The sequence below is a fragment of the Candidatus Sysuiplasma jiujiangense genome, assembly GCA_019721075.1.
In the GTDB taxonomy this organism is placed as follows: Archaea; Thermoplasmatota; Thermoplasmata; order Sysuiplasmatales; family Sysuiplasmataceae; genus Sysuiplasma; species Sysuiplasma jiujiangense.
The window spans coordinates 15,448-38,457 of the sequence record JAHEAD010000008.1 but is presented as its reverse complement, the minus strand read 5'-3'; the positions used below and the strand labels follow the sequence as shown (position 1 = coordinate 38,457).

Below are 23,010 nucleotides of genomic sequence, written 5' to 3'. Positions count from 1 at the left end.
GCGGTCCGAAGCGCTGTCAGCGGCGGCAGGCGGGAGGCCCGTTCACGTGTTGCGGCATGCGCTTCTTCATTACTCATTGCATCACTCGTCCTTACGGCGTTTCTGCCCTCAGCTGCGGGTGCATCCTCCTCAACCACAACACCAATACGGCATGTCATCCTGATAACAATGGAGAATCACAGTTTCGACAACATCTTCGGTTCATACCCTTCGGGCGGCAATTCTTCAGCCGAAAACATCACCTCCCAGCTCACGGTGCCCGATAACCTGCTGACAGCCGGCGGCCTTTCCAACCTCACCGCGGTCCGGCCAGGTGTGTTTTCTACCCCTGATCCTGTTGAAGGGTATACTGCCTACCATCTCGACTGGAACGGCGGTAAAATGAACGGATTCAGACTGAATTCCGGTGTACAGTCGCTGACATACTACACTTCCTCCCAGCTCGCAATAGAGTGGGATATTGCGGAGCAGTATGCAATAGGTGACATGTACTTTTCAAGTGCGCTGACCGCGACAATGCCAAACAGGCTGTACGGCATTGCAGGCTATTCCCCCGTGATAAACGACTATGGCCCACCTCCGTACATCCCGTATTCGGAAACGATATTCTCAGAACTCAACAGATACCATGTTTCATGGGGCTACTACGTCTATGACCCCACGCTCGGAACAATCATCCTCGACTATGTCTACGGTGTTTCAGCATATTCTTCAAACATACGGAGCTGGACCTCCTTCTTCGGCGAACTTCAGAACAACACACTGCCGGCTGTCAGCTATCTCGAACCTATAGGACTCGGCGTGACAGGCTACAGCCAGCATCCTTCAGACAACATGCTTGCCGGTGAGCTGTGGCTCACTTTTATTCTGCAGAAGATAATGTTCAGCCCTGAATGGAACAGCACGGCTGTGTTTATAAATTATGACGAGGGTGGAGGATTTTATGACAATGTCCCCCCGCCATCCATTGATGGCCAGCAGCTTGGCTTCAGGGTTCCCCTGATCCTTGTTTCCCCGTATGCAAAGGAAGATTATATTTCGAACACACCGATGAATCACGCTTCGCTCTTGGCGTTCATCGATTACAACTGGAACATGCCGCCATTGAACAGATTTGTCTCCCTGTCGGATGTGCCTCTGGATATGTTCACATTCTATTCCCTTCATGCGGCTCAGCCGAGACCTCCCATAAATGTCAATTTTGCAGACCTCCAGATCCCGGCATCGCTACATTTTCCCATCTCTGCATTGCCATCGGTTTCGCTGTCAGGGACATTTCCGGTCCAACCGCAATTTCCCTTTTCCTCACTGCCTTATTCAAGAACAGGCTCTTCAAATTTCAACCTGAGCCAGTTGCATCAGCCGCCATACGTCGCGCACGATATGCCGTATGCTCCGTTCTTTGAATCCGGCAGCTTCGTCGCCGCGTCAATCATTGCATTATCGCTGGTTGCGGTTGTAACCTATTCCAAGGCAGGCAAGGATCACTGACCCCTGCGTGAATCTGAAATTGGTCTGCTTTTCTTTTTGACCGTTATCATTCTCCCCCCGCAAATTCTGCAAACCCTTTCTTCCCTGCTGCACGATTCTCTCCTGCACGATTCACATACGAGTGTCCACTCGATATAGCTTGCAATCCGGGGTATGTAGAGTGAGCGGAATTCGACTCCCAGTCCCGAAGCAGTGTTCTGAATTGAATAGTCTTCGGTTATTACGACTGCGTTGAGTTCATAAGCAAGTGAAAGTACCTCAATGTCTGCAGGTGACAGCCTGGCGATATCTCCGTTCTTCTTTGCGACTTCAACGACCTTTTCAACACTGCGCGCAGCCGGCTCAATGATTTTCAATCGTGTGTCTACAAAGAGTTCTGCCCTGCTGGAACGGTATACATGTTTAACCTCGCTTACAACCTTCGGCGTGGAAAAGAGGATTGCGTCCGCTGGATAATCCGTGCCGTTATACATTGCGCTGGTATCCAGTACAAACGGTTTTGATTTGTCACCTTGCATCATAAGTAGTGCACATCAAATCTTTTTCTCAATCTGTTTGCTTCCGCTTTCACATTTTCGCCCCTGAGCGCGCCTCCGACAAGGGCGGATATTAACCGCATCTCCCTGGCACCCATGCCCAGCCTGGACACTTCGGAAGTTCCTATTCTCCCTGTCGTGTCGACTATGATATCATTTTTTTCAAGTTCTTCATTCAGCTTTGCTAACGACAGATCCATGCTTGCCAGCGCATCAGAGTCAAGATGCAGCTGGTGTGACCTGGAATAGCCAATTCCGCTGAACTTGCAGACGACACCTTCTTCGCCAAGACTCCTGCCCAGCGCCTGAGTATTGGCCTCTATCCTGGCAGCGTAATTGCTTGCATGCCTTCTCATTTCCTCCATGGCCTGTGAAAGAGCGGCAATTCTGTTCCAGTGAGCATTGTCTATGAGCCGCCAGGTGCAGTTCCACACGAACGACTTCCAGATGCCATCGTCGTTTGTTGCGAAGATACCCCCCTGCGGGCCGGGGAAGCTCTTATGAGTACTTCCAATGAGAATGTCGCACCTCTCCTGTATCGGTCTCTGGAATCTTCCGCCTGCCACGAGACCAAGCACATGAGATGCATCATAGGCAAGCACGGTGCCTTCCTCCCTGCAGGCGTCACTGATTGGACCGATGTCGTAAGGGAAAAGTATAAAGCTCTGCCCGAGCACAACCAGTTTCGGTTTGTACCTTCTAATGTCTTCGGCAGTTTCCTCCCCTTTAACGTTCCATATCTCCCTGTCAAACTGTAACGGTCTGAATTTCAGTGAGAACATGTCAGGTATGTATGACTGACCGTATCCGTCGTATCCGCCGTCCGCTGAAGACACAGCCATTATTGTGTCCCCTTTCCTGCACACGCTTGCAATCATCAGGAGCGAGGCAATGTGTCCCGACAGCGGTTTGAGCGATGTCCTTGCGCCAAAAAGCTTTGAAGCAGTTTCCTCTCCACGCCTCTCGATCTCGTCCATGTATTTTGTTCCGCCGTAGCTGTTGGACGCACCTCCATTCCCTATGAATTCATTACTTCTCAATGTGTACCGGCTCGCCATGTCAGACGCGAGCAGCCTCCTCACGGCAGGACTCAGTATGTTTTCGGACGGCTGTAAATTGATGCAGCTGGAATTTCGCCATTGATCATGCTTCTTAGCAAGCTCGATTATGTCATGTCTCAAAGTGGCGCCTCAATTGTTCTGACTGTAACGCTCGTCAAAATCCGGGAACTGCATGCCCGGGTATTCTTCTTCCTCTGTATCTATCACCATGTTGAGCAGCATGTTAACAATTTCCTTCATTTCCTTGATTTCAACACGCAGGGAGTCTATTTCTTTACGCAGCTGCTCCTGTTCTCTGCCTCGCACACGATTCTTTCTTTGTGCCTTGTCCTTGGGCATGTGTTATTTACCCTCGAAATACTCTAATACACTGAGGCTTTAACCCTTTCTGTTTCCGCAGGCACGACATTATTTGAATGCAGCGGAGCCGTAGTCGTCGGCAATTTTACGCTTTTCCGATCGTTCGCATTCATCGCAGTAAAGATGGCCATCCTTCAGCCTCATCATTGAATGACAGCGGCTGCAATATGCTGCCACCACGCCCATATGTGCATTGACTGTGCTGAGTTGAATGGAAGGACTCGACTGTATGACCTCAGCCCTTATTATGTCCCCTGTTCGTACTGCCTGTCCCACCGACTCAACATATTGCTGTGATATTGTCGACACGTGGAGCGTAGCATCCCTGTTTCCAGTCACAGACCTCTCCTTTCCTTCAATCGATATTAGCTCGCATATCGCCATGGAACTCTTCACATCTGATACTGTGGCATAAACAATATCCTTCTTCTTTGGTTCAGCCACCGGATTAAAAGGTGACACTGTTGCCGCATGGTTTCTGCTGTCAAGAATGAGCTCGCCGGTCTCGCTCGCTATAATTTTTCCATCGGATTCGTATGTTCCCTTTCCAGGTGAATACTCTTCCGCAATTGCTACCACGTCGCCTGGGACGACCAATTTTCCTTTCATCTATCTCGTTGTTTGTTATTCTTCACTGCTTTATAAAGGATTAGACGGAATTTTCGCCTGTCATCCGTGTGATATTTGAACATTCTCGGCATGCTGTAATCGAATTCTGCCGAAAACTCAATCCTCCCCCCGTATTCCGCTATCTTTTCCTCTATAAATGCCCTTGTTGCTGAAATATGAATTGTATACACCACATCTGCAAGTTCAAGTGCCTTCTTTATGAACGGAATGTCTGCATTTCTGGACTGTGAGCCGAAAGGCGGATTCTGGAATACCGTGTCAAATCTGCCTTTTATCTCGAGGATGCTGGCTTTTTTGAAGTGTACTTTTTTCAGTAAGGCACTATCCAGGATTCTGGCTGCATTCTCCTTCGAAGTTTTAATGCATGCCGGACTCACATCAGCGCCTATTGTACGGTATGCTCCCAACAGTGCGCAACCTATTGAAAATATTCCGTTACCGCAACCCAGATCTGCGATTTTCCTTCCTTCAATATCGCCGCTCATTGCCGCATGATAAAGTATTGCCGATGCAGCATTTACGGGGGTTGAATATTGCTCCAGAGATGGCGAAGGATCGGCAATCGGCAAAAGCATTTCAAGCTTGGATTTCAGTTCATTCAGTTTCATCTTACGTCATCGGCCGATCCGTCATGCATGAACAAAGTTAACACTTTGTCCGTTGTCCTCACAGCGCCCGGGCGCTTTTCTCCTCCGGTTGTGAAATTGGCTTCAATACTCATATAGGCGTGATAAAATTATTAAGCAAGTTACTTTTAGTTGTCATTATGAATGAAGTCCTCCCCGGCGTATATCTCATCAACCGCTATTCTCTCAAGTCGTTCGGGAATTCCGGTTATTTTATAAAACATGACGGTGGAAATCTGCTGGTTGACGCCCCGGAACTCGGGAAGGACGATGAGGACTTTATCAGAAATAATGGCGGAATATCGGACTTATTCATTACTCATATCAGAGCCTTCGGTGATGCATGTGGCATAAAATCCAGATTTGGCGCGAAACTCATTATTCATGAAGAAGACGCAAAGCTGGTGAAGGGCTGCACACCTGATCTCAAATTTGGTTCAGAGTACGCATTGCGTGAGGATACCGTCCTGATACCCACTCCAGGTTATTCTCCCGGATCGTCATGTCTTTTGCTCAAAAGGGGAAAGGGAATACTGTTCTGTGGCGATATGTTCTGGTGGGGAAACAGGGACAGATTCAGCAACGAGTTGATGAGCTGGCCAACAGAGAGCGACAGGAAGACATGGTATCTTGCGGATCAGCTAGTGCTCAATGTCAATCTCCTGGACTCCAGTATTGACAGGATGAGGGAAAGTGCGTCAAATCTGCTGAAGTATGAATTCGACTCACTACTCATGTCGCATCCAAACTATCCACCCAGGGGAAGAGGCGCCGTTCTTTCAGGCGCAAAGGAAACGATTGCAAAAACACTCTCAACGGAAAAACTTTCACAATTTACCGACTGGAAGAGGGAAGAATTAAAAAAGGCTTCCTGATGCCATATACCGGGGCTCATGGTCTAGCGGTTATGACGTCGCTCTCACACAGCGGAGGTCCCCGGTTCAAATCCGGGTGAGCCCATTTTTAACTCGGAGGGAAATCGACCCCGGCATCGCAATCATCACCATGGTAGTGCCGATGAAGTTTGCAATCATTGCGCCCCTTCCTTTAACCCTTTATCCCGATGTAATTTGCTATCATTTTATCGATTTGCCTTCCTGCGATCAGCCCTTCCTGCCTGCAATATGCGATAAAATGTTCATATGTCTCTTTGTCAAGTGAAATATTGACATTCTTTCTCGGTGTTTTGCCTAAGCCTGCTATAGTGGGGGGGCATAGTAACCCATACATATCGCTTTATTCATCATATATTTAGGTACAAGGCAATTTCCGTCGCAATTGTACTGTTGCTTGTTGCAGTCTCTTTTTTTGCGTTCATAGTATTGGTTACGCATACCCAGGCAGCAGCGGCATCTGTTGCAGGCGGTAAAGGAAGCAATATGGTATCCATGCAAGTTGCATCCAGTTCAACACGGTGCTACTATAGCCTGCTGGCCCCAGGAATAGTGATCGCATCTATCGATTTTCTTGATGGTGTGCAGAGTTACACCCTCGCGTCTTTCAGCATTATCGTTATAGTGCACAATGGAGTAATTTATCTGGAAGACCAGAGGACCGATGAAACAGTCGTTATAGAGGTCAGCTATCTGACTTATGATTTGAGCAACACAGTAGTCATTGCCAGTATATCAGCGCAGAACAGCTACTATGAGTCTGTAACTAGTGTCAGCGGCACGGTTGTCGGGGCGCTCATCAGCCCTGACGTAAATGCAATACCCGCCTCGCAGATATTGCTGGATTACCCATACCTGTTCGTACTCGCGGATTACTGTCCATATCCAATAAGTGGGGGAAACACGAATACATGGTCAGGTTCCTCATATGCATCTTACAACCCGTTTGGCGATAATGAAGAGTGGCAGCAAGGGCTAAACGTATACCAGGCATACACTTCATCATGTGTTGTGAGTGGCGAAGCACGTGGTACGTTTGAAGCGCCATACTCATATGGCGGTTGGTTTTTCTATAGAGTGGGTTTTACTTGTGAAGATACAAAAGGATTTATTTTCAATGGTCAAGTATTAGGTGGTAATAAGTCAACTTACGTTGGTATCCCAGCAGGTGATTGGGAGTGGTCGTACTGGAATGTGTCGTATACAAATTCAGGAACAACGCTCACGTTATACTGGGGATATTTTTACTGGGACAGCACATCGCCTGCTTCAATTCAGCTTTTGGTACCGTTAAATAATTCGCTTGCAATCCCTTCAGGTGAATGATGGCAAAGTACATTGCAATCATTGTTGCGGGACTGCTAATCGCAGCAACGGCAGGCGTGACGGCCTATCTGACCTTGGGAGCGCCGGACAGTCATGCCCGTACGCTGACGGTGTTGCCGGCCGGATGGAAGATGCCCCTTTATTCCAACGGCTCAGTCAACAGTTCAGGCTCGATCATGCTCTTCTCGCTGAGGGTAAAGGGTGCCGCCCCTGTCACAGTGAAAGGCGCATGGAACTCGACGGGCGGATATTCCCTTTCGCTGATATACTTCAATCCGTTTCTCATATATTCACAGCCGAACAGTACTGGCCTTGTGAAAACAGCGTGGGAGACGGGATATTCGCTGTCCGGGGCGCTCAACTTCTCGGTTCCGCCAGGCAATTTGACGTGGGAAGTCATGATTACGCCGGAGGTGAATGGTGTGGACACGTTCACCATAGTTTCCCCTATTGTCCTTCAAGTGCCTGCGGGCGATTCCGTCCAATATCATGCAATACCTGTTCCTGCGTGAGGCTGAGCATACGGCAGAGCGCAATGCAAAATCAGGGCAGAAGGAAGTGAAATCCGAACGAACGAACTGAGGAAGAGCATGCTCATCAGCATACCGATAGCTGGGGCATGCCTCTACTATGGAATTGTTTCGCCTTCAATGACGCTGGTAGTCGCCGGCATCGCCATCGCCTTTGTCGGCGCCGTGATTCCTGCCGTTTCGGGCAAGGCACACATGAAGGCGCTGAAAATAACAATCCCAGTCGTTGTCGCTGCTGTAATCATCATCTTCGCGATAGGCATCATGCAGATGGAAGCCAGCCATATGAATTATCTGCAAAACACGCAGCCGGGAACCGTCATCGCCACCATCATGGCGCAGAACGCCACATTCGCCTATGCGCCAAACGGCACGGTCAGCATGGTCAGCGAGGTTGTGCACATCACTTACGGCATGATGGACAACGGCATAGAGTTCAACACAGGCAACAACACCGCAATCGTGGGATCGTGGTCATCCACGTTTCCAGTTGCAAGATGAATGAAACAGGCCGGCTTTAACGAACAATTGCTCCAGAGTCCATCGGATTAACGTTTTTCAGTCAGACGCAGGCGCCTCATGGAGGATGGCGGCTCAGCAAAAGCAGCAAAAGCATCAGTCCCGTTTCTGCTGTCCTTCGATCAGCTGTCTTGCAGTTTGCCATGTGTCGGAGACCAGTGATACTAATCCCTTGCGGACCAGAAATTTGTTAATCCTGTGTTTTTACTTCAGATCCGACTCTCTAAATCGAAAAGCGGAAGGCAAAATCCGTCGTTTGGCATAAGGTCTGCCTTCATGTTCAGAAAGATCGCTCAATACCGCCGTATCCCAGCTACCTGTTTTCCGTATAACTTATTATAAAACAGTTATGCATGACATGCCTATGGTCTCCACGCAGATGGACACCATTGATCAATGGTGGCTGGCACTCAAAATCCATGAACTTGCTGAGCCTGGAAGCAGCGAATTCAAATCGGTCGAACTTCTGTGCAGTATTCTAGCTTCGAGTGGTTTTTCCGTTTCAAGGAACTATCTTGGAATACCGACCGCGTTCAGAGCGGAATTGAGTGTGGGAAGCGGTCAACCGTCGATCGCATTTCTTGCCGAATACGATGCGCTTCCGGGGATAGGGCATGCCTGCGGGCACAATCTGATTGCATCCGCAGCTGTTTTTTCCGCAATCGGTGCTGCCCAACGGATTCGAAACGGAAGGATAATGGTAATCGGAACACCTGACGAGGAAGGGAGCGGTGTTTATTCCGGTTCAAAGGCGATCCTTGCAGAGCGCGGCGCATTCAGCGATGTTGATGTTGTTCTCGGCTCGCATCCTGGTGACGAATGGGATGTCGGTAAAGGGAGTCTCGCAGTCCAGGACATTGAGATAGTGTTCCACGGGAAAGCTGCACACGAATCCGCCACACCTGACAGCGGCCGGAGTGCCCTTGACGCGGCCATACTCGCATTTACCGGAGTGAACATGCTTCGGCAGCACGTGCGCAGAGATGCAAATGTTGTGATACATGGCATTATCAAGGAAGGCGGCAGCGCATCTAATGTGACTCCGGACAAGGCAGTCATGATTTACGGACTCCGATCATCTGATACTTCCTATCTTCAGTCCGTTATCAGTCGTTTCAGATATGTTATTGAAGGCGCCGCGCATGCAACGGAAACAACCTTTGAATTCAATCTCCGCGGACCTCTGTTTTCAACAACGAAGGTAAACATACCGCTTGCTGCAAAAATCAGGGAACATATTATTGAGAAGGGGCACCAGATAATGGAAATAGAACAGGCACTTAAGGAACAGCCTGGAGGCTCAACTGATTTTGCAAATGTATCTCAGACCGTTCCAGCCATTGAAGTGGGATACCGGATAGCTCCGGCAGGAACTCCCTGGCATTCTCATCAGTCACTTGAGGCTGCGAAATCCCCGCTGGCAAGAGCGGCCCTGAGCGAAATTATAGAAATACTGGTTGAAACTGCCGCAGAGTTTACGGAGGATGAAGAGTTCAGGAAACAGGTAAAACTCGACTTTTCCATCCGGACATAATGCCGGCATGTGTACTTTTGCCAGCAGGACTTACAATGTTATGAACAGTATTGAGCCTCGTTTTCTGGACATAGTTTCCATGAGGGAACTGTCACTAATCCGGTGAGAAGCAAGAATTTAAAACTTGCTGGCCCGCTAACTGCATTGATGGAAAAAGTCTGGGAAAAAGTCGATTTCGGGACATATCATCATACCGATTATGAAGGATCGCAGCGGACCAGGGAACGTGTAGCAATCCTTCTTGACATGGTGTTCGATTACATAGACAATCTCGGATTCAGACCGAAATTGATCCTGGATGCAGGATCAGGCCTGGGCTTTCTTTCCGCTCTTGCCTGCCTCCGTTTCCGGGAGGCTGAGATTTTCGCAGCCGACAACTACTCAGATTCAAGCCTGATCGGCGGCGGAATTGCACAAGCCCGGAGAAATATCGGGCAGCTTGGTCTCAGTGGCAGGATCCATCTTGTGAGGTGTGATGTTAGAATGCTTCCGGTTATGGCGGGGAAGTTTGACATCGTATGCACGAATCTGGTGTATCACAATCTGGGTTCAGAATTTGCTTCAGGTGTCCTTGAGCTGACTGCGGCTGTGAAAAATGGAGGTTTCCTGCTGTTCGGGGACCTGTTTTTTGATGATCGTTTTTACCGTTCCCTTGGGAATTCGAAAATTATCCTTGAGCTTGGCATCAACGGCAGATATCTGAATAAATACAGGCTCGTCCTGGTCGAAATCTCAACATGAAAAATAAAATCACCAAACTGCTAAATATAAATAAACAGGACCAAATCAGCACATCATGACAGTTGAAGAGGATATCGCCTTGTTCGTCAGGGATCTGGAATTTGATGATCTCGATGAGAAAGTGGTCCACGAAGCAAAGAGGAGGATCATTGATTCGATTGGTGTGTCTTACGCATCAGTGGACTCCCCTCCTGCAAATGCATTCAGAGGCATACTGAAACTGTATCCAGGTGATGCGCACATCATCGGCAACGGAAGCGCGACTGCGGATGCCGCCTCATTTTACAACACACTCCTTATCAGATATCTGGATTTCAACGACACCTATCTTTCAAGAGAACCGTTGCATCCAAGCGACATGATTGGTGCCCTCCTTGCCTTGGGCTCACTTGTCAGGGCTGACTGCAAAGCGCTTGTCACGTCGATAGCCGCAGGCTATGAAGTGAGCACGAGATTCTGCGACTCTGCATCACTGAGGAAGCATGGTTTCGACCATGTTAATTTCCTTCAGATTGGAATGGCAGCAGCGATTTCAAAGCTGCTGAACTTCGACGAGAAGCAGACAATAAACACGATTTCCATCGCCGCTGTTCCGCACGTGGCACTCCGTGAAAGCAGAGTCGGCGATCTCTCGATGTGGAAAGCGGGGGCTGCGGCAAACTCCAGCAGAAACTCAACATTCGCAGCGATAGCAACAATGAACGGTTTCACGGCTCCAGCCACACCAATTTCAGGAAAGTTCGGCCTGAGAAATTCTGTATTGCCGGAAATGGACATGACCGTCTTCAGTGGCATGAAGAAAGCGGACGCAATACTGCGCACACACATCAAGAAATATCCTGTGGAATATCACGCTCAGTCTGCCGTCGATATTTCACTGGAGCTCCACAATGAAATCGGGGATTCCGAAATTTCCCGGGTTGAGATAGAAACATACGAAGCAGGGAAATCAATACTTGCCGATGATGAGAAATGGAACCCGAAGAACAGGGAGACAGCGGACCACAGCCTGCCGTTCATAGTATCTGCAGCCCTCGTGACGGGAAATTTCTGGCTGGAAAGCTACGGCCTTATCAATGACAGCAGGATAAAGACGCTAATGAGCAGGGTGGAAGTGAGAGAGAGGCGCGATTACACAGAAGCATATCCCTCCGCACTTCCAACCAGAATAGTTGTTCATGCTTCGAACGGAATACATCAGGGCGAAATGAACGTGCCTGAGGGTCACTGGAAAAATCCGCTGAACGACACCGAAGTCGATGCAAAATTCATGCGGCTTTCCGGTGACAGCGGACTGCTGCAGAGACTTCATAACTGCCTCAGGCTGAAGGTGGATCAGATTGTCTGATATACTGAAGCACAGGTTTATGATCATTCCAGGCGTTTTCAGCCCGTTCACTGCATTGCAGGCTGAAAGGGCCGGTTTCAACGCTGTGTACCTCTCTGGCGGTGCGTTTACATCATCTCTGGGAATACCAGACATTGGACTGGTGAGTCTCACTCAACTCAGCGCAATGGTAAGACTCATCAAGGATGTCTCGGACGTGGAGGTTGTGGTCGACGCTGATACAGGATTCGGCAATGCGATCAGTGTCTGGCGCACAGTGCGTATACTCGAACGTTCAGGCGCGGATGCGATACAGATAGAGGATCAGAAGATGCCAAAGAAGTGCGGTCACCTCGACGGCAAGGAACTCGTTGAAACTGAGGAGATGAATCAGAAAATAAGAGCGGCGATCGATGCCCGCAGAGATTGCGCCATAATTGCAAGAACAGACGCCAGGGCCGTGGAGGGAATGAGCGGAGCAATCAAAAGGGCAAAATCATATGCCGAAAACGGAGCAGATATAATTTTTCCTGAAGCTCTATTGAATCGCAGGGAATTCAGGACATTTTCACAGAGCATCGATACGCCGCTGCTCGCCAATATGACTGAATTCGGCAAAACGCCGCTCCTGCCTTCAGATTTCTTCCGCAGGAGCGGATACCGGTATGTGATTTTCCCGGTTACAGCCTTCAGGGCTGCTGCCAGGGCGGCGGAAACTGTTTACAGTGCACTGAAGTCAGACGGGAGCCAGAAGAGAGTCATGAGTGAGCTCATGACCCGAAGTCAGCAGTATGATGTGATTCATTACGGCGATTATGAAATGAAAGACAGAACATTTTCAATCAAATCCGGAAGAACAAAGTAACTGCTCCATTTCGCGCTTCACTGCTGGTATTTACGGTACTTCCGCGCGGCGCAAAAACCACAAATTGTTCTGCTGACTGTGTCAATCATCAGCAGACTCCAGACGCCGTTTGAGCCAAGTTTAAAAACAACTTCCTTCTATATCCGGCAGATAAGAAACTTATCGTTGGTGGCAAATTAATCCAAGGGTGAAAATCAAATGGAAATAAGCAATGGTCTGGAAGATGTTTACATAAAGGAGACTTCAATAACATATATCGACGGCGAAAAGGGTATATTGCGTTACCGCGGTTATGATATAAACGAATTGGTTGAAAACTGTTCTTTTGAGGAGGTTGCCTATCTGATGATTTTCGGCGAACTTCCATCGGCCCCGGAACTCTCTCATTTTTCCTCAGATATACAGCGTTCATTCAGGCTGCCAGACTATGTCAAAGATGTCATCACCGCTCTGCCGCGCGACGCGGATCCCCTGTCTGTTTATGAAACAGCCTTTGCAGCAATGTCGTCGGAAGAGAACAACTTCAGCTGGAATGTGGAGAACGTAAAGAACAAAATACCTGAAATAATCGGTCGCGCAGCGTCCGTCGTAGCGGCTGCTTACAGGCACAGCCAGGATTTAAAGCTCAAGCCGGCCGAACCGTCTGAAAGCTATGCGAAGTCTTTCCTCGCAGCCTGTTTTGACGGAAGCCTGGATGAGAGAAAGGTGGATATAATGAACAATGCACTCGTTCTCTATGCGGATCACGAGGTCCCTGCTTCCACTACTGCGGCACTTGTTTCCTGCTCAACATTATCCGACATGTATTCATCTGTCGCTGCGGCAATAGCTGCTCTGCGGGGTCCTCTCCATGGAGGCGCTGCGGAAGCAGCTTATCAGCAATTTCTAGACATAGGCAGCCCCGGCAGTGTCGACGAATGGTTCAGACGGAATGTGATTGAAGGTAAAAAGAGACTAATGGGATTCGGCCATCGTGTTTACCGTACATACGATCCAAGAATGTCTGTTTTCAAATCAATGGCAAAAGAACTCTCAAGGACTGGCGAACAGATTAAACTGCTGAGGACTGCAGAAAGGCTGGAGGAACTTGGCGTACAGAGCTTTTCACACAAGCATATTTTCCCGAACACCGATTTTTACTCGGGGCTAGTTTTCAACTGCATCGGTTTCCCGCTTCATATGTTTACCGCCCTGTTCGCCCTTTCTAGAACCGCCGGCTGGGTAGCGCAGATGTCAGAGTACATTGAAAACGGCGGTCGTATAATGAGGCCCAGGGCTGTTTATTCAGGGCACGGCTACCGCAGACTGGAAAAACCGCACATTGCCTGAATGTTCCGGTTGATAGTCAGTCGCTGTCACGGATTCCGGCAACATTTTAAATTAATATGTCGCTAGGCTGTTCATAAGCTTGGCTGATAAAATGGTTGATTCTCTGACTGTGACAGACAACAGAACGGGCAAGAAATATGAGCTGCAGATTAAGGACGGCACTGTGAATGCAACTGACCTGAGGACCATCAAGCTGTCCGAGGACGATTTTGGACTTATGTCCTTCGATCCTGGTCTGATGAACACCGCGGTCTGCAGGAGTTCAATAACATATATCGACGGCGAAAAGGGTATATTGCGTTACCGCGGGTATTCGATAGAGGAACTCGCTCAAAAATCCAGTTTTCTCGAAGTCAGCTATCTTTTGCTTAACGGGGAGCTTCCGAACAAGTCCGAACTCAATGCCTGGAAAGCAGAAATTACACTGCATACGATGCTTAATGAGAACATAAAAAAACTGATCGATGCGTTCCATTACGATGCCCATCCGATGGGAATGCTAGTGAGCATCCTTGCAGCACTTTCATCATTTTACCCGGAGGCCAAAAACATTTTCGACCGTGACGTCCGTAGAAAGCAGATTGTGAGACTCATAGCCAAGATGCCTACGATTGCCGCTTTTGCACTCAAACATTCGAGGGGTCTTCCCTATGTCTATCCTGACAACGAACTGAGCTACACTGAAAATTTTGTCAACATGGTGTACAGGCCGTCACACGGCACGCCATACAGGCCAGACCCCGTTCTCGCAAAGGCGCTCGATACTCTCTTCATACTCCATGCGGACCACGAACAGAACTGCAGTGCAAATGCAATGCGGGCAGTCGGCAGCTCGCAATCGGATCCATACAGCTCGGCCTCCGCTGCTGCAGCCGCTCTTTACGGCCCGTTACATGGCGGTGCAAACGAACAGGTTCTCAGGATGCTGAAGGAGGTGGGAACAAAAGACAGGATACCGGCCCTCATAGATCAGGTGAAATCCGGGAAGAGGAGGCTTATGGGCTTTGGCCACCGTGTATACAAGAATTTCGATCCACGGGGGAAAATAATAAAGAGGCTTGCAGAGGATGTTTTCCAGGTGACCGGCAGGAATCCGCTGATTGATGTTGCCCTGGAACTGGAAAATATCGCGCTGGAGGACGATTATTTCATCAAGAGAAAGCTCTACCCTAATGTGGACTTCTATTCCGGGATCATTTATGAGGCAATGGGTTTTCCCACCTCAATGTTTCCCGTCCTTTTTGCGGTTGGCAGAATGCCTGGATGGCTGGCACAGTGGGAGGAAATGATTAATGATCCGGAGCAGAAACTTGTCAGGCCAAGGCAGATTTACAACGGCTACGGACTGAGGAAGATTTCATCATGACGTAATCCTGTCCCTTTTCTTCATCCTGCCTTTATGGCCGGGCTTGTGGTATTCGAATCCGAGGATGAAATCGATTACACCAAAGGCAAAGAGTGAATATGCCAGGTACGGGAGAATACTGATATCAGATGTGTAGAACAGCAGTGCGATTCCCAGTACAAGGCATGTCCCTACAAGCGAAATTATGAATGCCTCGTACTCCCTCTCCCTGAAGTAATGCTCCTCAACAAATGCTATGATAACAGATGCCGCAGCGAGCACCCATATGGGTTCCTCGGTAGTGAGCGTTGAACCCGTGAATGCCGAGTGTATTGAAAGTATACCAAGAACAGAAGGCACCACAAACGGGAAGAGGATTACAACACCTCTGAATGTATAGAAGAGCCCGCCGAAGAGCATTGAAACTTTCATCTATGGGGGGATACGTGCATAACAAATAACTCTTTCCATTCAAAACTTATTCCTGCGGAAAGGATGCAGATAAAATTGGACGAGTTCTCTCTTTATCTTGTGCGTCACGGCGAACCCGATGCAGGCGTCTCGGGCCCCGATCCACCTCTTTCGGAACATGGAAGGGCACAGATTGAAAATGCTTCGAAATTGATTCGTATGCATTCTGAAAGGATTGCAGCCATTGCCTCTTCTCCGCTCTCAAGGGCTGTTATGTCTGCCCGGATACTAGCCTCGGCATTCAACATCGGCTTTGATGTAGAAGAGAGGCTCGAGCCGGAAGGTGATGCCGGCAGTTTCCTTCCTTTATTCCTTTCTTTAAATAATGGAGACAAGATACTGGTAGGTCACATTCCTTCGCTCCGGAGTATTATTTCATATCTGTCAGGAGCAGCAGCCCCATCCCGTATCAGTATTCCCGGTGGAGGGGTAGTCTGCCTGAGGATCCACCGGGAAGATGCCGTTTTCATAGGAGAAATTGAATGGGCAGTCCGTACGCAATAGGTGCATCGATCCGATCCGTGAGTATCCCGCTTATGGAACGGCGGATGGGAATTATACAAAGCGCTTAAAGTCCGTTGATCGGCAGACTGGTTACTTTTTCCTCTTGCGCGTCTTCCCTGCAGATGCTCTCATCTTTTTGCCTGACTTTGAAACAGACAGTTTTTTCCTTGCCGCATCAAGGACATCTCCGTGTCCTCTTGCAAAACTATCTCCGGAGAGTTTTCTCAGCGGCGTAAATTCAAGTTCTGCGAACCATTCAGGCGGACTGTAATTCCTTTCGACGGAACCTGGCACAGCGAGCTGGTAAACGAAGCAGATGTCCCAGTGGGCAGGTTGTGACTGATTTTTCGGATCCCCGCTCAGATGGGATTGAACATCGATCAGCTTCAGGTTGCCTCCGCCGGCCTTCATGTTGAGCTGCTCCCTGATCACCCTTTCAGCCGCCTCAATGGGAGACTCGTACCATTTCAGGTGAGATGCTGGCAGGATTTTTTTGCCGCTCTCGGCAATCCTCGGTGCATAATTTTCACCCACGAAGAAACGTTCCACCCATATCTCCGGTTTTGCCATTCTGCCTGTAAGCAGCCTAGAGTCTGATGTCACAGCTACGAAGGAGGAAAGGCAGGTTCCGCCTGGCGGCACATTTCCTTCCGAAAACAGTGCTTTCTTTTCTGTCTCCATTGGTATCAGATCCCCTGTATTCTGTATAGGCGGCCCCAATAATATATTTTCGTCGATTTTCAGTCAAATGCTCCCGGGCATCCTGAAAAACTGCAAAACGGTACAGGATTCAAAGGCGCAAAAGGCTATGAATTGCCATTGTTTTTTATGCTTGCGATTATCCTTGACAGGACTTCGGGGTGATTGGACGACAGGCTGTCAGCACCCATGGCAAGAACTTTCTTCATATCACTCTCCGTATCCATAACCCAGGGATGCACCGAATAGCCTTTCTCATGGACAGACCTTATGGAATCATTCTTAAGTTTCTCCCATCTGGGGAAGATTGATGATATGCCAAAATCCTCGATTACCTCTACATATTCTTCAGGAGGATCCAGTATCAGCAGTCCTGTGCGTAGGTCAGGGTCGAGTTCATTGATTTTCTGAAGCAAAGATGGATCAAAAGCTATGAACACCGTTCTCCTTTTCCACTCCTTCCTTTCGCTGACAGTTGCGACAATGTTTTCCTCAATCCCCGGATAGAAATCGGAGCCATGTTTCACCTCAACAAGTGCAATTTTGTTTCTGCAAATCAGTTCCAGCGCCTCTTCAAGCGTTGGAACCTTCTCCCCTGCATGCTCCCGGGAATACCACTTTCCGGCGTCGAGGTGCTTTATGTATTCAATATCCCTTGAGTTAACCATGCCGGTTCCATCAGTTGTTCTGTCGAGTGCTTCATCATGGATGACAACAGGAACGGCATCGGCTGTCTGGTGGACGTCAAGCTCAATTGCGTCAGCGCCTATTTCGATGGCTACGGAAAACGAAGCAAGCGTATTTTCCGGCGCTGTCGCTGGAGAGCCCCTGTGGCCAACAATGTATGGCTTGGAAGCATCAGTGTCCGGAGATAGAAACCTTTCAACTTCTAGCATCTGTGATCCCACTTCGAATCAGATTTTTTAAATTTAACAGAATTTAATACTTAATGTTTTTGAAGTCATGCCTTTGTCAGGAATCGCACGGAGCAAATCAATTTATCAGATTGGTGAGAAAGCAATCGTCTTTCAACCGAATTTGCAGTTGATTCAATTGCGAGATGCAACCTGAATAATCAGAATGCTGGAGGTTAATTAAAATGTTTTGAGCCGCGTTATGCCGAGTTTCCCGGCATTCGCAGCTTCAACCTGAACGGAAACCGCCCAAGTCCGTATCGCCCCGTCACTTTGCCTTTAGGGGAGCTCCTCCAAGCGGCACCGTCGTTTTGCCGAAGGTTTCGTTTATTACTATTGCAGCAGATGCATAGAAGGCGGCGATTGCTGTCAGTAACCCAAGTATTCCACCGGCCTGCGTAGTTGCTGCACTGTTGCCGAACGAACCTGCTGCAAGAACGAAGAACGTTATCCACAAAAGCAGGAATACTGTGAAAAGCGCCCAGTTGAGCCTGAACGTCGCAATCCACATGTAGAATGTGAACACTCCGAACATTGCGAGAAAGATGCCAACTGCACCGCCCGCAGCATTGCCCGAGCCTATGCTTATGAGCCCGGCTCCAAGCAGGGTCAGCAATAAAGCGTATGACACCCAGAACGCACCGTATGTGAAAAATGCGGTGTAACCGAATGTATTTCCAGCCTTCATCTCCCACACGCCGGCGACCATCTGCGCTATTCCGCCGTACGCAAAAGCAATAGGCACAACAACTCCTGCACCGCCCGCAGGCAGCATCTTTGCATTGTATAAGCTCAAGATAAAGGTGGTCAATGCAAATCCTGCCAGACCAAGAGGTGCCGGGTTAGCTAATTTATCCATTCTTTTCTACCTCCGAATTCTTCTCTATTTCTATATTCTCATGGAAATCCCAGTTATCCGGGAATAATCCATACTGTCTGATTTTCAGTCCATATTCAATATCGCAATCCACTCATCCGCACAGAACTTCGAATCGAACCCTATCTGTTGCCATACCCCCTACTCCCGAATGTCTTTCGATTATTTAATCTCTGTTTATAATTAACCTGCATAACGGTGTTGTTGATATTGATTCAGCTGACGCAAAAGTGCGAAGATATATATTCGACAAAGGCATTAGCGATTTATCTGGAAATGGTCTGCGGGAGTGGTGTCTGACGAGCATTCTCCATATACATTTCAAATTCCTTTGATGGTGAAATAATTTGTCACTTATCCGTATGTTCGACCAGAAATCAGGCAGTTGCATGTTGGTCATTGTTTTAAAAAATGTACATAACGGGGATGTTGAAATTGGTTAAAGAAAAGACTGAATTCAAGGCAAGAGAGGAAGAGACAGAACTGACCGAAGCGGAAATAGCCGTGCACTGGAAGGAAGAGGAATATTACACTCCTTCTCCTAAATTCATCGGACAGGCCAATCTGACTGACCCGTCGATAAATGAACGATTCAGTATGGAGAATTTTCCCGAATGCTTCAAGGAGTATGCGGATCTGCTCACCTGGGACAGATACTGGCATACAACACTTGATTTTGCCAAACCGCCATTCTGGAAGTGGTTTGTCGGGGGAAAACTGAACGTTTCCTATAACTGCATAGACCGCCATCTTGCAAAATACAAAAACAAGGCCGCTCTCATTTTTGTCCCTGAACCTGAGGACGAACCTACACAGGTCATCACATATCAGGAACTCTATGTGAGAGTAAACGAGTTTGCGGCATTGCTGAGGGATTTTGCAGGTGTAAAGACTGGTGACAGGGTAACTGTCCACATGCCAATGGTCCCCGAGCTTCCTGTAACGATGCTTGCCTTAGCAAGACTGGGTGCCATTCATTCTGTTGTTTTCGGCGGTTACAGCGGAGAGGCATGCGGGACAAGGATAGCCGATTCAGGCAGCAAAATATTGATCACCATGGACGGATACTACAGGAACGGAAAATTCCTGGATCACAAGCCGAATGCCGATATTGCAGTCGATACTGCCTCCAAGGATGGACATGAGGTGGAAAAAGTTCTCATCTGGAGCAGATTCCCAAACAGGCTTTCAACAAAGGCAAAACTCATCGAAGGAAGGGATTTCCTTGTCGGCGATTTACTCAAGCGATTTCGGGGAAAGCTTGTTGAACCCGTTTCGATGCCGGCGGAAGCACCTCTTTTCCTGATGTACACGAGTGGAACAACCGGTAAACCAAAAGGATGCCAGCACAGCACTGGCGGATATCTGTCTTATGTTGCCGGCACATCGAAATATATACAGGACATTCATCCGGAGGACGTTTACTGGTGCTTTGCGGATATAGGCTGGATCACCGGCCACTCCTACATTGTCTACGGTCCGCTGTCCCTTGCCGCTACTTCAGTAATATATGAAGGCGTTCCGACCTACCCTGATGCCGGCCGTCCCTGGAGGATTGCGGAAAGGTTGAATGTGAATATATTTCACACATCACCGACGACCATACGGATGCTCAGGAAGGCGGGTCCCGATGAACCAATGAAGTATTCATATCATTTCAAGCATATGACAACAGTGGGAGAACCAATTGAGCCGGAAGTCTGGAGATGGTACTACAATTCGGTTGGAAAGGGGGAAGCGGTCATTGTCGACACCTGGTGGCAGACAGAAAACGGCGGTTTCCTATGTTCAACGAAGCCTGCGCTAGACAGGATGAAGCCGGGCAGCGCGGGCCCTCCAGTTCCAGGTATTTTCCCGGTGATATATGATGAAAACGGGAACGAGATTCCTCCAGGCACGGGCAAGGCGGGCAATATCTGCATTAGAAATCCCTGGCCGGGAATAATGCAGACAATCTGGGGAGATCCAGACAGATTCGTGAAACAGTATTACCAGAAATACAACAGGGATCCGGAGAGCAAGAACTGGAGAGACTGGCCATATTTTGCCGGCGATGGCGCTGTCCAGGCAATGGACGGCTACATCAGAATCCTTGGAAGGATAGACGACGTTATCAACGTTGCGGGCCATCGGCTGGGGACAAAGGAAATAGAATCGGCATGCCTGCTCGTGCAGGAAGTCGGAGAAGCGGCCGTTGTTCCGGTCACTGATGAAATAAAGGGAAAAATACCCGATGTATACATATCCCTTAAACCAGGGGTGGAGTCCGGAAAACACATAGAGGAAAAGGTCGTTCACTCTATAGAAACAACGATAGGCAAAATTGCAAGACCGAAGGCTGTTCATATTGTGCCGGATATGCCAAAGACACGGTCCGGCAAGATAATGAGAAGGGTCCTTGCCTCTATTTCCAACAGACTGCCTGTTGGCGATGTTACAACGCTTGCGAATCCTGATGTTGTTGAATCAATACGACATCAGGTCCAGGACAAATAGTGTTGGAGAGAGCACCTCTTCTCCGTTCAAGGATTCGATCTGCCTAAACATTTGCAAACTTTTTTCAGGCAATTTATTTTTCACTCTGTTTCGGACTGTGCTGTCCGGATTGCTTTTTTTATATCTGCGAAGTTTGGTCTCAATGCATGCTACAGCTATAGGTCAGCGCATCCGTCTTCGATTTCGCCGTCTGAAAGCAATCCCCGTCTCCCGCTCCTTTCAGCACAAGCTAGTTCCGGTTTGAGCGGTTAAAGACCACGATTTGCCTTTTGTTCTTGTTTTCAATTCCTGCAGGGCATGTCAAAATATAAGAGAGAGAAGGTTGTACGTAAACTTGATTAGATAATTAAAACGAGAAGTGAAACAATAAATGAAATTAAGACTGAACGACTTTTTTAGAGAAACGTATGAAATTGCAGATGACGGAATACCGAATTTCAAGATATACTCGGGGGGCAGATGGTATTTCCCCGAATCGGGGGATTTCAATGAAGTAAGGAGCCCTATAGACGACTCAATTATTGCGAGGACATCTGTGGCTTCCGCTTCTGATGCGGACATAGTGCTGAAGGATGCCTTCGCTGCGAAGCCGCTTATAAGGAGAATGCCGGCCATCCAGCGGATGAATGCGATGTCCAAGGCGTCCAAACTCATTGAAGAGAATTTTGAGACGCTCCGAAATTCTATTGTCGTCAACAATGGAAAAACTATGTCGGATGCTGCCGGCGAAATACATTCCACGATGCACAGGCTTTCGCTTACGTTTGAGGAAACAAGGAAGATTTTTGGCGATTATATACCGGGAGACTGGGCAGAGGAGAATGTCGGCAAATATGCTCTGATAATCAGGGAACCCGTCGGCCTCGTTCTCGCAATTTCACCCTTCAATTATCCGCTGTTTATAACATTCACGAAAGCCATACCGGCTCTTCTTGCGGGAAATTCTGTAATTATAAAGCCGCCAAGCGTTGATCCAATCCCTCCAATCCTGATGACCCGGATTATGCAGGAATCGGGCCTTCCCCCTTCCTCCATAAACCTGGTTACGGGAAAGGGCTCGCTTGGCAGCTACCTGGCAGAGAGTCCGATTGTTGATGTCGTCACTTTCACCGGCAGCACAGGTGTCGGAAAAGAACTCACAAAAATTTCCGGTATAAAGAAAATACATCTTGAACTCGGAGGAAAAGGCGTTGCTATTGTTCTCAACGATGCTGATATCAACGATGCTGCCTCCAAGACCCTGGCAGGGTCTCTGAAAAATGCGGGTCAGAGATGCGATGCCATCAGCCGAGTCCTTGTCCAGAGCAATATCTATGAACAGTTCTGCAGGTTGCTGGGAGAAGGCATCAAGTCCTGGACTGTAGGGGATCCAAGCGATGAAAAGTCGCTGATCGGTCCAATGATAAATCTGCAGGCTGTGAAACACGTGCATGAACTGGTAGACGACGCCGTCGGGAAAGGAGCAAGACTTGTACACGGCGGAAAGAGCCATGGGAACTTCATGGAACCAACGCTGCTCACAGACGTCCCTCTGGAGGCGCGAATAATGTGGGAGGAAACGTTCGGCCCGGTCATTCCCGTGCACAGATTCGCGACTGTTGATGAAGCAATTGAAATTTCCAACAGATCCGAGTATGGACTCGATTCCGCCGTATTCACGAAAGACCTGAATTCAGCATGGAAAGTCGCAAAGAGACTTGAAGTTGGAGAAGTCACAGTGAACAACTATCCTTCCCATGGTGTCGGTTTCTTCCCCTTCGGCGGGGTGAAGGAAAGCGGCCTCGGCAGGGAGGGTATAGGATACAGCATCGATGAATTTACAAATATGAAGACAATTGTTTTCGACACGTCGGGCGGAAAAATCTGGGAAGCCGAAAGGGAGGCTGAAGGGATCCTCTCGGTCTCCAGACAAACCGTTTAGGAATGTATGCCGTTG

Annotated in this window: 23 protein-coding genes and 1 tRNA gene; 15 read left to right on the top strand and 9 right to left on the bottom strand. The window is 48.5% G+C overall.

What is annotated here, in order from left to right; all coding sequences use genetic code 11:
• Window positions 1–168: 168 nt before the first annotated feature.
• Entirely contained in the window at window positions 169–1,491 is a 1,323-nt protein-coding gene (locus tag KIS29_05925) for an alkaline phosphatase family protein (GenBank protein ID MBX8639859.1), read from the top strand.
• Here the strand turns inward: KIS29_05925 and KIS29_05920 are convergent.
• The 5 genes from KIS29_05920 to KIS29_05900 form a co-directional block, all read right to left on the bottom strand.
• Window positions 1,485–2,012, bottom strand: coding sequence for a hypothetical protein (locus KIS29_05920; GenBank protein MBX8639858.1), 528 nt, complete (start codon window positions 2,010–2,012; stop codon window positions 1,485–1,487). The genes KIS29_05925 and KIS29_05920 overlap by 7 nt on opposite strands.
• Window positions 2,009–3,208 carry a serine hydroxymethyltransferase gene (locus KIS29_05915; GenBank protein MBX8639857.1) on the bottom strand — a complete coding sequence of 400 codons (1,200 nt, stop codon included), beginning with the start codon at window positions 3,206–3,208 and terminating at the stop codon, window positions 2,009–2,011. The genes KIS29_05920 and KIS29_05915 overlap by 4 nt, the downstream gene beginning before the upstream one ends.
• A 9-nt stretch (window positions 3,209–3,217) precedes the next feature.
• Window positions 3,218–3,427: a hypothetical protein gene (locus tag KIS29_05910; GenBank protein MBX8639856.1), complete on the bottom strand. Its 210-nt coding sequence runs from the start codon at window positions 3,425–3,427 to the stop codon at window positions 3,218–3,220.
• Window positions 3,428–3,496: 69 nt separating this feature from the next.
• Window positions 3,497–4,057, bottom strand: a complete 561-nt coding sequence (locus KIS29_05905; GenBank protein MBX8639855.1) for an exosome complex RNA-binding protein Csl4 — start codon at window positions 4,055–4,057, stop codon at window positions 3,497–3,499.
• Window positions 4,054–4,686, bottom strand: a complete 633-nt coding sequence (locus tag KIS29_05900; GenBank protein MBX8639854.1) for an METTL5 family protein — start codon at window positions 4,684–4,686, stop codon at window positions 4,054–4,056. The genes KIS29_05905 and KIS29_05900 overlap by 4 nt, the downstream gene beginning before the upstream one ends.
• Window positions 4,687–4,844: 158 nt before the next feature.
• Here KIS29_05900 and KIS29_05895 point away from each other — a divergent pair, with 158 nt between their 5' ends.
• From KIS29_05895 to KIS29_05845, 11 genes are all read left to right on the top strand, one after another.
• Complete coding sequence (locus tag KIS29_05895; GenBank protein MBX8639853.1) at window positions 4,845–5,579, top strand: hypothetical protein; 735 nt, start codon at window positions 4,845–4,847, stop codon at window positions 5,577–5,579.
• Between the two features lie 12 nt (window positions 5,580–5,591).
• A tRNA-Val gene (locus tag KIS29_05890) sits at window positions 5,592–5,664 on the top strand.
• Between the two features lie 362 nt (window positions 5,665–6,026).
• Window positions 6,027–6,923 carry a hypothetical protein gene (locus KIS29_05885; protein ID MBX8639852.1) on the top strand — a complete coding sequence of 299 codons (897 nt, stop codon included), beginning with the start codon at window positions 6,027–6,029 and terminating at the stop codon, window positions 6,921–6,923.
• Window positions 6,920–7,435, top strand: coding sequence for a hypothetical protein (locus KIS29_05880; protein MBX8639851.1), 516 nt, complete (start codon window positions 6,920–6,922; stop codon window positions 7,433–7,435). The genes KIS29_05885 and KIS29_05880 overlap by 4 nt, the downstream gene beginning before the upstream one ends.
• A 78-nt stretch (window positions 7,436–7,513) precedes the next feature.
• On the top strand, window positions 7,514–7,954 hold the full coding sequence (locus KIS29_05875) for a hypothetical protein (protein ID MBX8639850.1): 441 nt from the start codon (window positions 7,514–7,516) through the stop codon (window positions 7,952–7,954).
• A gap of 382 nt (window positions 7,955–8,336) precedes the next feature.
• Window positions 8,337–9,506: an amidohydrolase gene (locus KIS29_05870; protein MBX8639849.1), complete on the top strand. Its 1,170-nt coding sequence runs from the start codon at window positions 8,337–8,339 to the stop codon at window positions 9,504–9,506.
• 147 nt (window positions 9,507–9,653) lie between these two features.
• Entirely contained in the window at window positions 9,654–10,247 is a 594-nt protein-coding gene (locus KIS29_05865) for a methyltransferase domain-containing protein (GenBank protein MBX8639848.1), read from the top strand.
• 55 nt (window positions 10,248–10,302) lie between these two features.
• The gene (locus tag KIS29_05860) at window positions 10,303–11,595 is read left to right on the top strand and encodes an MmgE/PrpD family protein (GenBank protein MBX8639847.1); all 1,293 of its coding nucleotides are present in this window, start codon (window positions 10,303–10,305) and stop codon (window positions 11,593–11,595) included.
• Window positions 11,588–12,439 carry a methylisocitrate lyase gene (prpB, locus tag KIS29_05855; GenBank protein MBX8639846.1) on the top strand — a complete coding sequence of 284 codons (852 nt, stop codon included), beginning with the start codon at window positions 11,588–11,590 and terminating at the stop codon, window positions 12,437–12,439. The genes KIS29_05860 and prpB overlap by 8 nt, the downstream gene beginning before the upstream one ends.
• Window positions 12,440–12,637: 198 nt before the next feature.
• Entirely contained in the window at window positions 12,638–13,768 is a 1,131-nt protein-coding gene (locus KIS29_05850) for a citrate synthase (GenBank protein ID MBX8639845.1), read from the top strand.
• A gap of 91 nt (window positions 13,769–13,859) precedes the next feature.
• Window positions 13,860–15,134, top strand: coding sequence for a citrate synthase (locus KIS29_05845; GenBank protein ID MBX8639844.1), 1,275 nt, complete (start codon window positions 13,860–13,862; stop codon window positions 15,132–15,134).
• Here KIS29_05845 and KIS29_05840 read toward each other — a convergent pair.
• Window positions 15,129–15,545, bottom strand: a complete 417-nt coding sequence (locus KIS29_05840; protein ID MBX8639843.1) for a hypothetical protein — start codon at window positions 15,543–15,545, stop codon at window positions 15,129–15,131. The two genes, KIS29_05845 and KIS29_05840, sit on opposite strands and share 6 nt — an antisense overlap.
• A gap of 63 nt (window positions 15,546–15,608) precedes the next feature.
• Between KIS29_05840 and KIS29_05835 the strand changes: the two genes are divergently transcribed.
• Window positions 15,609–16,088 carry a histidine phosphatase family protein gene (locus KIS29_05835; protein ID MBX8639842.1) on the top strand — a complete coding sequence of 160 codons (480 nt, stop codon included), beginning with the start codon at window positions 15,609–15,611 and terminating at the stop codon, window positions 16,086–16,088.
• A 90-nt stretch (window positions 16,089–16,178) separates the two neighbouring features.
• On the opposite strand, the gene KIS29_05830 is transcribed toward KIS29_05835, so the two are convergent.
• The 3 genes from KIS29_05830 to KIS29_05820 form a co-directional block, all read right to left on the bottom strand.
• Window positions 16,179–16,769, bottom strand: coding sequence for a hypothetical protein (locus tag KIS29_05830; protein MBX8639841.1), 591 nt, complete (start codon window positions 16,767–16,769; stop codon window positions 16,179–16,181).
• 125 nt (window positions 16,770–16,894) lie between these two features.
• Window positions 16,895–17,683 (bottom strand): hypothetical protein, encoded by a 789-nt coding sequence (locus KIS29_05825; protein MBX8639840.1) that lies wholly within the window; start codon window positions 17,681–17,683, stop codon window positions 16,895–16,897.
• A 286-nt stretch (window positions 17,684–17,969) separates the two neighbouring features.
• The gene (locus tag KIS29_05820; protein ID MBX8639839.1) at window positions 17,970–18,560 is read right to left on the bottom strand and encodes an acetate uptake transporter; all 591 of its coding nucleotides are present in this window, start codon (window positions 18,558–18,560) and stop codon (window positions 17,970–17,972) included.
• 444 nt (window positions 18,561–19,004) lie between these two features.
• Between KIS29_05820 and acs the strand changes: the two genes are divergently transcribed.
• Window positions 19,005–21,074 (top strand): acetate--CoA ligase, encoded by a 2,070-nt coding sequence (gene acs / locus KIS29_05815; GenBank protein MBX8639838.1) that lies wholly within the window; start codon window positions 19,005–19,007, stop codon window positions 21,072–21,074.
• A gap of 370 nt (window positions 21,075–21,444) precedes the next feature.
• Window positions 21,445–22,995, top strand: a complete 1,551-nt coding sequence (locus tag KIS29_05810; protein ID MBX8639837.1) for an aldehyde dehydrogenase family protein — start codon at window positions 21,445–21,447, stop codon at window positions 22,993–22,995.
• Window positions 22,996–23,010: the final 15 nt, after the last annotated feature.

What these genes read in the sequence shown, in the direction of transcription:
- KIS29_05925 (MBX8639859.1), top strand. Translation starts at nt 169, where the DNA reads ATGGAGAATCACAGTTTCGACAACATCTTCGGTTCATACCCTTCGGGC.
- KIS29_05920 (MBX8639858.1), bottom strand. Translation starts at nt 2,012, where the DNA reads ATGATGCAAGGTGACAAATCAAAACCGTTTGTACTGGATACCAGCGCA.
- KIS29_05910 (MBX8639856.1), bottom strand. Translation starts at nt 3,427, where the DNA reads ATGCCCAAGGACAAGGCACAAAGAAAGAATCGTGTGCGAGGCAGAGAA.
- KIS29_05905 (MBX8639855.1), bottom strand. Translation starts at nt 4,057, where the DNA reads ATGAAAGGAAAATTGGTCGTCCCAGGCGACGTGGTAGCAATTGCGGAA.
- KIS29_05900 (MBX8639854.1), bottom strand. Translation starts at nt 4,686, where the DNA reads ATGAAACTGAATGAACTGAAATCCAAGCTTGAAATGCTTTTGCCGATT.
- KIS29_05895 (MBX8639853.1), top strand. Translation starts at nt 4,845, where the DNA reads ATGAATGAAGTCCTCCCCGGCGTATATCTCATCAACCGCTATTCTCTC.
- KIS29_05880 (MBX8639851.1), top strand. Translation starts at nt 6,920, where the DNA reads ATGATGGCAAAGTACATTGCAATCATTGTTGCGGGACTGCTAATCGCA.
- KIS29_05875 (MBX8639850.1), top strand. Translation starts at nt 7,514, where the DNA reads ATGCTCATCAGCATACCGATAGCTGGGGCATGCCTCTACTATGGAATT.
- KIS29_05870 (MBX8639849.1), top strand. Translation starts at nt 8,337, where the DNA reads ATGGTCTCCACGCAGATGGACACCATTGATCAATGGTGGCTGGCACTC.
- KIS29_05865 (MBX8639848.1), top strand. Translation starts at nt 9,654, where the DNA reads ATGGAAAAAGTCTGGGAAAAAGTCGATTTCGGGACATATCATCATACC.
- KIS29_05860 (MBX8639847.1), top strand. Translation starts at nt 10,303, where the DNA reads ATGACAGTTGAAGAGGATATCGCCTTGTTCGTCAGGGATCTGGAATTT.
- KIS29_05850 (MBX8639845.1), top strand. Translation starts at nt 12,638, where the DNA reads ATGGAAATAAGCAATGGTCTGGAAGATGTTTACATAAAGGAGACTTCA.
- KIS29_05845 (MBX8639844.1), top strand. Translation starts at nt 13,860, where the DNA reads ATGGTTGATTCTCTGACTGTGACAGACAACAGAACGGGCAAGAAATAT.
- KIS29_05840 (MBX8639843.1), bottom strand. Translation starts at nt 15,545, where the DNA reads ATGAAAGTTTCAATGCTCTTCGGCGGGCTCTTCTATACATTCAGAGGT.
- KIS29_05835 (MBX8639842.1), top strand. Translation starts at nt 15,609, where the DNA reads ATGCAGATAAAATTGGACGAGTTCTCTCTTTATCTTGTGCGTCACGGC.
- KIS29_05830 (MBX8639841.1), bottom strand. Translation starts at nt 16,769, where the DNA reads ATGGAGACAGAAAAGAAAGCACTGTTTTCGGAAGGAAATGTGCCGCCA.
- KIS29_05825 (MBX8639840.1), bottom strand. Translation starts at nt 17,683, where the DNA reads ATGCTAGAAGTTGAAAGGTTTCTATCTCCGGACACTGATGCTTCCAAG.
- KIS29_05820 (MBX8639839.1), bottom strand. Translation starts at nt 18,560, where the DNA reads ATGGATAAATTAGCTAACCCGGCACCTCTTGGTCTGGCAGGATTTGCA.
- acs (MBX8639838.1), top strand. Translation starts at nt 19,005, where the DNA reads ATGTTGAAATTGGTTAAAGAAAAGACTGAATTCAAGGCAAGAGAGGAA.
- KIS29_05810 (MBX8639837.1), top strand. Translation starts at nt 21,445, where the DNA reads ATGAAATTAAGACTGAACGACTTTTTTAGAGAAACGTATGAAATTGCA.